Below are 11,294 nucleotides of genomic sequence, written 5' to 3'. Positions count from 1 at the left end.
CTGCATACCATCCGCGGCGCCGGGTACATGATCCGGGACGGCTTGCGTTGACGGGCTTTGCCAAGCTGATCCGCACCACGGCGTTTCGGCTGACGCTGGTCTATCTCCTGCTGTTCGCGCTGTTCGCGGCCTCGCTGCTGGCCTATTTCGCCTGGAATACCCGCCGTCTCATCACCGAGCAGATCTCGACCACGGTGTCGGCCGAGATAAGCGAGGTCACCGACATCTACACCCGCCGCGGCCTGCGCGGCCTGGTCTTCACCATCGAGAACCGGGCGCTGCGTCCGGGCGCCAATCTCTATCTCGTCACCACGCCGACGGGGCAGGCGATCGCCGGCAACGTCGGCTCGCTGGCGCCGGGCGTGATGGGCAGCGCCGGCTGGTCGGAGACGTTCTACCGCCGGCTCGACGATCCCCGCGACGAGAACCACCGCGCACTGGTCTATGTCACCCAGCTCTCCAGCGGTTTCCGGCTGCTGATCGGGCGCGACCTCGAGGAGCGCAGGCGCATGTTCCGCGTCATCGCGGAGGCCGCGCAGTGGTCGATGCTGGTGGTGGTGGTGCTCGGCATCGCCGGTGGCATCTTCGTGGCGCGGCGGGTGCTGCACCGGATCGACGCCATGACCGGCACCACCCAGCGCATCATGGCTGGCGACCTCTCGGGCCGGCTGCCGGTCGGGCGCAGCGGCGACGAGCTCGATCGGCTGGCGGAAAACCTCAACGCCATGCTGGAGCGGATCGAGGCGCTGATGACGGGCCTCAAGGAGGTCTCCGACAACATCGCGCATGACCTCAAGACGCCGCTGACGCGGCTGCGCAACCGCGCCGAGGAGGCGCTCGCCAAGTCGCGCTCCGAGGCCGAGTACCGCTCGGCGCTGGAGCGCACCATCGAGGAATCCGACGGCCTGATCCGCACCTTCAATGCGCTCTTGATGATCGCGCGTGCCGAATCCGGCCAGGCCCGCGGCGGCATGGCCGATTTCGACGCTGCGGAGGTCGCGTTCGGCATCCATGAGCTCTACGAGCCGCTCGCCGAAGACGACGGCATGACGTTGCAGGTCAAGACTGCGTCGACGCCGCTGCACGGCAATCGCGAGCTGATCAGCCAGGCGCTCGCCAATCTGGTCGAGAACGCGATTAAATATGGCAAGCCGGTCGCGGTGCCGCTCGGCACCGAGGCTGCGGCGACCGCCCGCGAGATCCTGATCGAGGCGCGGCGTGACGGCGAGCAGGTGGTGCTCAGTGTCACCGACCACGGTCCCGGCATACCCGAGGCCGACCGTAAGCACGCGATCGAGCGCTTCGTGCGGCTGGAGGCGAGCCGCACCATGCCGGGCTCGGGCCTCGGCTTGAGCCTCGCCTCCGCGGTGGCGACCTTGCATGGCGGCGAGCTCAGGCTCGGCGATGCGCATCCGGGGCTCACGGCGACCTTGCTGCTGCCGGCCAGCGCCGATGCCGGCGCGAGGCTTGCGGCTCAAACACAGGATGTGCCACAGAAGGCGGCATGATCGCATCCGCGCCGGGAAACGACGGACTATCCTTGGCGGCGCGTTTCGTGGCCGGCCCGCATCTGCGGTCGCCCGAGAAGGCCGAGCAGCGTCTGCAGGACTGGCTGGCCGAGCTCGAGCCGGCCCACGCAACCGCGATCGGGAACCTGCTCGACGGCAAGGCCCGCAGCATCCTGCTCGGCATCGCCGAGTTCTCGCCCTATCTGTTCGACCTGATCCGCGCCGACGCCGTCAGGCTCGTCCGGCTGCTGCGCTGCGACCCCGAGTCGCATCTGGCCGGCCTGATCGAGGCGACCTCGCGCGAGGTGTTTGCCGCAGGCAGCGAAGCCGACGTAATGCGGCTGTTGCGCCGGATGAAGTCGGAAGCAGCCTTGGTGACCGCGCTCTGCGACATCGGCGGCGTCTGGCCGGTGATGCAGGTCACGACAGCGCTGACCGATATCGCGGTCACCTCCGTGCAAACGGCGCTGCGCTATCTGTTGCGCCAGGAGGCGGTTCGCGGCCGGCTCGCACCTGAGGATGCCGAACACCCCGAGCAGGGCTGCGGCCTGTTCGTGCTGGCGATGGGCAAGATGGGCGCGGGCGAGCTGAACTATTCCAGCGACATCGACCTGATCGTGTTCTTCGATCCCGAGGCCACCAACCTGATCCCCGACATCGAGCCGCAGCCGTTCTTCGTGCGCGTCACCCAGGGCCTAGCGCGGCTGTTGCAGCAGCGCACCGCCGACGGTTACGTGTTCCGGGTCGATCTGCGGCTGCGGCCCGATCCAGCCTCGACGCAGGTCGCGATGTCGACCGACGCAGCGCTGCATTACTACGAGCGCGAGGGACGCACCTGGGAGCGCGCAGCGATGATCAAGGCGCGGGTCTGCGCCGGCGATGCCAGAGTGGGCGAGGCGCTGCTCGCGGAGCTCTCGCCCTTCGTCTGGCGCAAGCATCTCGACTTCCAGGCGCTGGCCGACGTGCACGACATGAAGCGCCAGATGCAGGTCTATCGCGGCCAGAGCGAGATCTCGGTCGAGGGCCATAACGTCAAGGTCGGACGCGGCGGCATCCGCGAGATCGAGTTCTTCGCCCAGACCCAGCAATTGATCGCCGGCGGCCGTCATGCCGAATTGCGGGTGCCGCAGACGCTGGTCGCGCTCGACGTGCTCGCCGTGAGCAACTGGATCACCTATGACGCGCGCGACGAGCTCAGCGCGGCCTATCAGTTTCTGCGGCGGGTCGAGCACCGGCTGCAGATGATCGCCGACGAGCAGACCCACAGCCTGCCGCAGGAGCCGGAGGCGGTCGATCGCTTCGCGCAGTTCTTCGGCTATGAGAACCGCGAGGCGTTCGCGCTGGACCTGCTGTTTCAGCTCAACATCGTGCAGGGCCATTACGCAAAACTGTTCGAAGGCGATCCGACGGGCACTGCGAGCCTGCCACCGGTGAACTACGCGGCCGGAGCAGGGGACGCGCATCTGGTTCAGCGCCTCGCCGCGCTCGGCTTCAAGGATCCGCTCGTCGTCGCCAGAACCCTGCAGCAATGGATGGCCGGCGAATATCGCCTGTTCCGCACCGAGACCACGCGGACCGCCTTCGCCGAGTTCGTGCCGGCGCTGATCGACGGCCTTGCGCACGCCGACGAGCCGGACCGCGCGGTCGTGGCCTTCGACGGTTTCCTGCAGGCGCTGCAGCGCGGCGGGCGGCTGATCACCTTGCTCGGTCAGAACCGCGATTTGGTGGCGCTGGTGGCGCTGGTGCTGGGAGCTGCGCCCCGGCTCGGCGACATGCTGGCGCGGCAGCCGCAACTGATGGACGGGCTGATCGACCCGCGCTTCTTCGGCGCGATGCCGGACCGGCGCGAATTGTCCGAGCGGCTCGCCGCGACGCTCGAGGATGCCGGCGCCTATGAGGAATTCCTCGATCGCCTGCGCCTGTTCGGCCAGGAGAGCCTGTTCCTGATCGGCACCCGCATTCTCTCCGGCACCGTGTCGGCACAGCAGGCCGGCACGGCGTTCGCCGATGTCGCCGAAGGCATCGTCAATACCGTGCACGGCCTCGTCACCGAGCGCTTCGCCGAGCAGCACGGCCGCATCAAGGCGCAGGAGACCGCGATCATCGCGATGGGACGGCTGGGCGCACGCGAGATGACCGCGTCCTCCGATCTCGATTTGATCCTGCTCTATGATTTCGATGCAGACGCGCCGGATTCCGATGGCCCGCGCTCGCTGCATGGCGCGCATTATTTTGCCCGCTTCACCCAGCGCCTGATCTCTGCCTTCACCTCGCGCACCAATTACGGCGTGCTCTACGATATCGACATGCGGCTGCGCCCGTCGGGTCGCGCCGGCCCGCTGGCCTCGCATATCGACTCTTTCGCGAACTACCAGGAGCGCGAGGCCTGGACCTGGGAGCACATGGCGCTGACCCGGGCGCGGGTGATCTCGGCATCGGCTGCGTTCCGGAGCCGGATCGAGGCGATCATCCGCGAGGCGCTGACGCGGCCGCGCGACGCATCGCTGACCGCGCGCGACGTTGCCGAAATGCGGCGGGCGATCGCGCAGGAAAAGGGCGAGGGCGATCCCTGGGACCTGAAATACGCCGCCGGCGGCATGGTCGATATCGACTTCGTCGCGCAATATCTGCAGCTTGTGCACGCCGCCACGAAGCCCGACATTCTCGACGTCTCCACCCTGCAGGTGCTCTGCAAGGCCGAGCAGCTCGGGCTGCTGCCGCGCTCTGACGCCGACACGCTGTGCCAGGCCGCGCGGCTCTATCACGATCTGACGCAGATCCTGCGGCTGTGCGTCAGCGACAAGTTCAAGCCGGACAGCGCCGGCGACGACCTGTTGCGGGTGCTGGCGCGCGCCGGCGATGCGCCGCATTTTTCCGCGCTGGAGGCGCGGGTGCGCGAGACCCAGGCCGAGGTGCGGCGGGTCTTTACGGCCGTGGTGGAGGGCTAGACGGCCGCCAGCAATCCGGCGGCGATCATCATGGCTGCCGCCGCCGACAGCGCGAGCGACCAGTGGATGCCGATGGCGCTGCCCACGAGGCCGACCGAGATGCCGCTGAAAGCGCGCAGGCCGAGGCTCGCCATGTTGAACAGGCCGATCACGCGGCCGCGCATGTCGATGGGCGCGTTGAGCTGGACCAGGCTCTGCGCCATCGCATTGAACGACAGCTCGAGAAACCCCGCGGCGAACAGGAAGGCCAGCGCCAGCGCGTAGTTCTGCGAGAGGGAGAAGACGATCAGCGCCACGCACCAGGACAGCGCCAGGATGATGGCGGTGCGTGGCCGCGGCGGCAACAATCCGCGCCCTTCCAGGATGAGGCCGGCGAGCAGGCCGCCGGCGGCGTCGGCCGCGAGCAGCATGCTGTAGGAGATTCCGGGATCGCCGTGGCCGAGATCGGTCGCGAAGCTCGGCATCTGCGAGCTGTAGGCGCTGCCGACAAAGAAGGACGCGGCGCCCGCCAGCAGCGTCATCGAGACGATGACGCTATGCGGCCTGATATCGCGCGCGGTGTGCAGGATGTCGGCAAGCCCACCCACCGCGCGGCGCGGCGGCCGCGTGCCCTTCCGGAAGCGCGGGCCGTAGGGCGCCTTGACCAGCCACAGCACCAGCGGCAGGTAAAATACCGTGTTCAACATGATGCCGTGGGCCGGTCCGAACCCGATCAGGATCGCGCCACCCACGGCGGGGCCGACCAGGACACCGAGATAGCGGGCCATCGCATTGAGCCGCACGGCGCTTTCGAGATCGGCCGGGCCGACCACGTCGTACAGCAGCATCTGGTTGGGCGTCTGCCACAGCACGCCGGCACAGCCATGGATCACCAGGATCACCATGGCTTGCCACATCTGCAGCGACCCGGTGACGAAGAAATAGCTCCAGCTCAGCGACGCCAGGATGAACAGGCCCATGCCGGCCTGGATCACGCGGCGCGGATCGAACCGGTCCGCCAGTGCGCCCGAGGCCACCGAGAACAGCAGGAAGGGCAGCCAGTGCGAGACGATGGCGAAGCCGCCGAGCGCCGGTGAATGGAATTTCTGGAACACCACCCAATAACTGATCACGTGCTCGATATTGTCCGCCATCATGGCGAGCACATAGGTCGTGAACTGCGCCTGGAAGCCGCGATGGCGGAGCGCGGCGAAAGATCGCTTGGCGGGCGGCGCAGCGACAGCGGCGGCGGGATTGGCGTCGGTCATGCGATGGGACGAGTCCTGGCGTGACCGAACGGAACCGCGCTGGTCGCAAGCGATGTTTTGCGACCAGACAGCGCCGGTGTCGAGAGCAGCGCGCCTGATGGCGAGCAAGCCCCCCATGCAGATTTGGTCAGCGAGACCGATCTCGCTACGGCGCGAGATCAGGCCTTTGCCCGCGCCGCCTGCTTCAGCCTGGTCAGCGCTTCCAGCGCGTTCGGCATCAGGCCGGGCCCGCCGGCGTCCAGATGCGCAAAGATCGATTTGAGCATGCGCGGGTCCCAGTACTTCTTGATGTGATCGGCGATGCCCGGCACCGCGCGATCATGGCCCTGGGTCTCGAAGAATTGTCCGATCTGGTTGGCCATATAGACCAGGCGATCAGTGTTGTTATGCGACATGCATCGTATCCGTGTATGTGGCGTGCGTGCGCTGTTCGGCGCTTGCGGCAATGCGATCGGGGTGGGTGAACACTTCAAAACCGTCACCGCGGGCGATCGCAACCAGCGTGATGCCGGCGCGCTCAGCGGTGCGGATGGCAAGAGCGGTCGGCGCAGAGACGGCAACGATGACCGGCGCGCCGATCGAGGCGGCCTTCTGCACCATCTCGACCGAGACGCGGCTGGTCAGCACGACCAGGCCTTCGCTGGCATCGGTGCGCGACTGCGCGAGATGGCCGGCGAGCTTGTCCAGCGCATTGTGCCGCCCGACATCCTCGCGCAGCGCGACAATGCCGCGGGCAGGCGTCCAGAAGGCCGCGGCGTGGACGGCGCGGGTCTCGCGGTTGATGGCCTGCAGCGGCTCGACCCCAGAGAGCGCCGCCATGATCTGGCGCGCGGTGAAGCTCCGGCCCTTTGGCACGATCGCGCTGGGGCGGATTGCTTCGGCGATCGAATCGATGCCGCACAGGCCGCAGCCGGTGGGGCCGGCGATCTGGCGCCGGCGGGCGCTGATGCGCTCGGCGATTTCAGGCGCGAGCCACATCCGGAGCTCGATGCCGTCGTCGAGATCGATGACGTCGAGCGTGATGATGTCATCGAAGGTCGTGATGATGCCTTCGCTGAGGCTGAAGCCGACAGCGAAATCCGCAAGATCCTGCGGCGTCCCCATCATGACGGCATAGGTGCCGCCATTATAAGTCAGCGCAAGCGCGGTCTCCTCCGGCACGCGGCGGGGACCTTCGCTGGAGGTCCCGTCGCGCCAGACCAGACGCTCGGCGATGCGCACCGCGTCCTTCATTTTGTGCTCCGCTTCAACCCCTATTGGAATGCGGCTTTGGGTTTGAAGTTCCCAGACAGGGGGCGAACGCCCGGCTGGAACTCCAAATCCGGCGCACCCCTTTACTCCGCGGCTTCTACTACCGGCGCGATCCGGCGCGAATGCCGCGCCTGCTCGTCATAGGCCTTCTGCCACTCCGACGGTCCGTTGGACGGCGAGATCTGCACCGCCGTGACCTTGTATTCCGGACAATTGGTTGCCCAGTCGGAATAGTCGGTCGTGATCACGTTCGCCTGCGTGTCCGGGTGATGGAAGGTGGTGTAGACGACGCCCGGCGCGACCCGCTCGGTGATCAGCGCCCGCAGCGTGGTCTCGCCGGCGCGGCTCGCCAGCCGCACCCAGTCGCCATCGCGAATGCCTCGCACCTCGGCATCGTGCGGATGGACCTCCAGCCGGTCCTCTGCATGCCAGGCGACGTTTTCGGTGCGTCTGGTTTGGGCGCCGACATTGTACTGGCTGAGGATGCGCCCGGTGGTGAGCAGCAGCGGGAAGCGCGGACCGGTCTTTTCGTCGGTCGCGATATACTCGGTCACCACGAACTTGCCCTTGCCCCGCACGAAGCTGTCGATATGCATGACCGGCGTGCCTTCCGGCGCCTTTTCGTTGCAGGGCCACTGCACCGAGCCCAGCTCCTCGAGCTTGGCAAAGGAAACGCCCGAGAAGGTCGGGGTCAGCGCGGCGATCTCGTCCATGATCTCGGAGGGATGGCTGTAGCTCATCTCATAGCCCATCGCCTTGCCGAGGCCGATCGTGACCTCCCAGTCGGCGTAGCCGTTGCGCGGCGTCATCACCTTGCGCACCAGCTGAATGCGACGCTCGGCATTGGTGAAGGTGCCGTCCTTCTCCAGGAAGGTCGAGCCGGGCAGGAAGACATGGGCGTAGTTCGCGGTCTCGTTCAGGAACAGGTCCTGCACGATTACGCACTCCATCGTCGATAGGGCTGCCACGACGTGGGTCGTGTTGGGATCGGACTGCAGGATGTCCTCGCCCTGCACGTAGAGGCCCTTGAAGCTGCCCTCGACCGCGGAATCGAACATGTTGGTGATGCGCAGGCCGGGCTCGGGATTGAGCTTGACGTTCCACATCGCCTCGAACTGCTCGCGCACCGCGTCGATCGCGATGTGCCGGTAGCCGGTGAGCTCGTGCGGGAACGAGCCCATGTCGCAGGAACCCTGCACGTTGTTCTGGCCGCGCATCGGATTCACGCCGACGCCACTGCGACCGACATTGCCGGTCGCCATCGCGAGGTTGGCGATCGCGATCACCGTGGTCGAGCCCTGGCTGTGCTCGGTGACGCCAAGGCCATAATAGATCGCGGCATTGCCCCCGGTGGCGTAGAGGCGGGCGGCTGCGCGCAGTTCGGCCGGGTCCACCTTGGTGACGGCTGCCACCGCCTCAGGGCTGTGCCGCTGATCCGCGACGAAGGCGGCCCAATCCTGGAACTCGCTCCAGTCGCAGCGCTCGCGGACATACGCCTCCTTGACCAGGCCTTCGGTGACGATGACATGGGCCATCGCGGTCAGCACCGCGACGTTGGTGCCGGGCATCAGCGGTAGATGATGGTCGGCCTCGACATGCGCGGTCTTGACCAGTTCGGTGCGACGCGGATCGACCACGATGAGGCGGGCGCCCTGACGCAGCCGCTTCTTCATGCGCGAGGCGAACACGGGATGCGCATCGGACGGATTGGCGCCGATCACCATCACGACGTCGGTGTCTTCGATCGAGTCGAAGTCCTGGGTGCCGGCAGAGGTACCGAAGGTGGTGGAGAGCCCGTAGCCGGTCGGCGAGTGGCAGACGCGGGCACAGGTGTCGACATTGTTGTTGCCGAAGCCGGCGCGGATCAGCTTCTGCACCAGATAGGTTTCCTCATTGGTGCAGCGGGAGGAGGTGATGCCGCCGATGGCATCGCGGCCGTATTTCTGCTGGATGCCGCGCAGCTTGGTCGTGGCGAAGCCATAGGCCTCGTCCCACGACACCTCGCGCCAGGGCTGGTCGATTGTCTCGCGGATCATCGGCTTGAGGATGCGCTCCTTGTGGGTCGTATAGCCCCAGGCGAAGCGGCCCTTGACGCAGGAATGGCCACGATTGGCCTTGCCGTCCTTGTACGGCACCATGCGCACGACTTCCTCGTCGCGCATCTCCACCTTGAAGGCGCAACCGACGCCGCAATAGGCGCAGGTGGTGACGACGGAATGCTCGGGTTGACCGATCTCGATGACCGACTTCTCGGTCAACGTTGCGGTCGGGCAGGCCTCCACGCAGGCGCCGCAGGAGACGCATTCGGAGCCCAAGAAGCTTTCGCTCATGCCGGGCGAGACGCGGCTGTCGAAGCCGCGGCCGGAGATGGTCAGCGCGAATGTACCCTGGACCTCTTCGCACGCACGGACGCAGCGCGAGCAGACGATGCACTTGGACGGATCATAGGTGAAATACGGATTGGACTCGTCCTTCGGCATCCAGGCCGGGTTGACGTCACCCTTGGCCTCCGCGAACACATGGTTCTCGCCCTGGTAGCCGTAGCGCACCTCGCGCAGGCCCACCGCGCCGGCCATGTCCTGCAGCTCGCAATCGCCATTGGCAGCGCAGGTCAGGCAGTCGAGCGGATGGTCGGAGATGTACAGCTCCATCACGCCCTTGCGGAGCTGCTTCAGCCGCTCGGTCTGGGTGTGGACCACGAGGCCGTTCATCGCCGGCGTGGTGCAGGAGGCCGGCGTGCCGTTGCGGCCCTCGATTTCGATCAGGCAGAGCCGGCAGGAGCCGAAGGCATCGACCATGTCGGTGGCGCAGAGTTTCGGGATCTGCGTGCCGGCTTCCATCGCCGCGCGCATGATCGAGGTGCCCTCGGGCACGGTGACGCTCTGGCCGTCGATGGTCAGCGTCACCATCGCCTCGGATTTGGAGCGAGGCGTGCCGTAATCGGTTTCATGAATCAGCGACATGGCGATGTCCTTACTCCGCGGCCTGCAGGCGCGGTTGTTGAGGTCCGAAATCTTCACGGAAATGCTTGAGCGCCGACAGCACGGGGTAGGGCGTGAAGCCGCCGAGCGCGCAGAGCGAGCCGAGTTTCATGGTGGCGCAGAGGTCCTCGACCAGCGCGAGGTTGGTCGCGACCTGCTCGCCACGTCGGATTTTGTCGATGGTCTCCACGCCGCGGGTCGCGCCGATCCGGCAGGGCGTGCACTTGCCGCAGGATTCGATGCCGCAGAACTCCATCGCGAAGCGCGCCTGCTTGGCCATGTCGACGGTGTCGTCGAAGATCACGATGCCGCCATGGCCGATCAGGCCATCCTTCGCCGCAAACGCCTCGTAGTCGAACGGCGTGTCGAACAGCGCGCGCGGGAAGTAGGCCCCGAGCGGACCGCCGACCTGCACCGCGCGCACGGGACGGCCGGTGAGGGTGCCGCCGCCGATCTCATCGACCAGCTCGCCGAGCGTGATGCCGAACGCGGTTTCGAACAGGCCACCAAACTTGACGTTGCCGGCGAGCTGGATCGGCATGGTGCCGCGCGAGCGCCCCATGCCGCAATCGGCATAGGCCTTGGCGCCGTTGTCCAGGATGAAGGGAATCGCCGCGAGCGACAGCACGTTGTTGACCACGGTCGGCTTGCCGAACAGGCCATGATGCGCGGGCAGCGGCGGCTTGGCGCGGACTAGGCCGCGGCGGCCTTCCAGGCTTTCCAGCAGCGAGGTTTCCTCGCCGCAGACATAGGCGCCGGCGCCGGCGCGTACTTCGAGATCGAAGGCGACCTTGTCGCCGAGCAGACCTGCGTGTCTGGCGATCGCGATGGCCTTGGTCAGGGTCGCGATCGCGTGCGGATATTCGGAGCGGCAGTAGATGTAGCCCTTGGTCGCACCTACGCCGATGCCGGCGATGGTCATGCCCTCGATAAGGACGAATGGATCGCCCTCCATCAGCATGCGGTCGGCGAAGGTGCCGCTGTCGCCTTCGTCGGCATTGCAGACCACGAATTTACGGTCGGCCTTGGCCTGCGCCACCGTCTTCCACTTGATGGCGGTCGGAAAGCCGGCGCCGCCGCGGCCGCGCAGCCCCGACGCTGTGACCTCGGCGATCACGGCATCCGGCGTCAAGGTCAGCGCGCGCTGCAGGCCCCTGTAGCCACCATGGGCGCGGTAGTCTTCCAGCGACAGCGGATCGACCACACCGCAACGTGCGAAGGTCAGCCGCGTCTGCCGCTTCAGCCACGGAATCTCTTCGGTCGGGCCGAGCCGCAGCGCATGCGGGCCGTTGCAGACAATGGCGTCAAGCAATGAAGGCACATCGGCTGGTGTCACCGGGCCGAAAGCGACGCGACCGT

7 protein-coding genes are annotated in these 11,294 nt (G+C 66.8%); 2 read left to right on the top strand and 5 right to left on the bottom strand.

Going from position 1 to position 11,294, the window contains the following annotated elements; translation table 11 throughout:
• The first annotated feature begins 47 nt into the window (after nucleotides 1–47).
• Complete coding sequence (locus WA702_RS28925) at nucleotides 48–1,508, top strand: ATP-binding protein (protein ID WP_425113957.1); 1,461 nt, start codon at nucleotides 48–50, stop codon at nucleotides 1,506–1,508.
• Entirely contained in the window at nucleotides 1,505–4,456 is a 2,952-nt protein-coding gene (locus tag WA702_RS28920) for a bifunctional [glutamine synthetase] adenylyltransferase/[glutamine synthetase]-adenylyl-L-tyrosine phosphorylase (protein ID WP_425113956.1), read from the top strand. Before WA702_RS28925 ends, WA702_RS28920 begins: the two co-directional genes overlap by 4 nt.
• On the opposite strand, the gene WA702_RS28915 is transcribed toward WA702_RS28920, so the two are convergent.
• The 5 genes from WA702_RS28915 to WA702_RS28895 form a co-directional block, all read right to left on the bottom strand.
• On the bottom strand, nucleotides 4,453–5,703 hold the full coding sequence (locus WA702_RS28915) for an MFS transporter (protein ID WP_425113955.1): 1,251 nt from the start codon (nucleotides 5,701–5,703) through the stop codon (nucleotides 4,453–4,455). The genes WA702_RS28920 and WA702_RS28915 overlap by 4 nt on opposite strands.
• A gap of 158 nt (nucleotides 5,704–5,861) precedes the next feature.
• The gene (locus WA702_RS28910) at nucleotides 5,862–6,098 is read right to left on the bottom strand and encodes a formate dehydrogenase subunit delta (RefSeq protein WP_425113954.1); all 237 of its coding nucleotides are present in this window, start codon (nucleotides 6,096–6,098) and stop codon (nucleotides 5,862–5,864) included.
• Nucleotides 6,088–6,936 carry a formate dehydrogenase accessory sulfurtransferase FdhD gene (fdhD, locus tag WA702_RS28905; protein WP_425113953.1) on the bottom strand — a complete coding sequence of 283 codons (849 nt, stop codon included), beginning with the start codon at nucleotides 6,934–6,936 and terminating at the stop codon, nucleotides 6,088–6,090. The genes WA702_RS28910 and fdhD overlap by 11 nt, the downstream gene beginning before the upstream one ends.
• Before the next feature lie 101 nt (nucleotides 6,937–7,037).
• Nucleotides 7,038–9,917 (bottom strand): formate dehydrogenase subunit alpha, encoded by a 2,880-nt coding sequence (gene fdhF / locus WA702_RS28900; protein ID WP_425113952.1) that lies wholly within the window; start codon nucleotides 9,915–9,917, stop codon nucleotides 7,038–7,040.
• A 10-nt stretch (nucleotides 9,918–9,927) separates the two neighbouring features.
• The coding region (locus WA702_RS28895; RefSeq protein ID WP_425113951.1) for an NADH-ubiquinone oxidoreductase-F iron-sulfur binding region domain-containing protein at nucleotides 9,928–11,294 on the bottom strand (1,367 nt) is incomplete at its 5' end.

Source organism: Bradyrhizobium sp. (assembly GCF_049798375.1).
Lineage (GTDB): Bacteria > Pseudomonadota > Alphaproteobacteria > Rhizobiales > Xanthobacteraceae > Bradyrhizobium.
The sequence above is the reverse complement of the archived record's forward strand: the minus strand, read 5'-3'. Positions and strand labels throughout refer to the sequence as shown.

Coding starts and splice junctions, on each gene's coding strand:
- WA702_RS28920 (WP_425113956.1), top strand. CDS start 1,505: ATGATCGCATCCGCGCCGGGAAACGACGGACTATCCTTGGCGGCGCGT.
- WA702_RS28915 (WP_425113955.1), bottom strand. CDS start 5,703: ATGACCGACGCCAATCCCGCCGCCGCTGTCGCTGCGCCGCCCGCCAAG.
- WA702_RS28910 (WP_425113954.1), bottom strand. CDS start 6,098: ATGTCGCATAACAACACTGATCGCCTGGTCTATATGGCCAACCAGATC.
- fdhD (WP_425113953.1), bottom strand. CDS start 6,936: ATGAAGGACGCGGTGCGCATCGCCGAGCGTCTGGTCTGGCGCGACGGG.
- fdhF (WP_425113952.1), bottom strand. CDS start 9,917: ATGTCGCTGATTCATGAAACCGATTACGGCACGCCTCGCTCCAAATCC.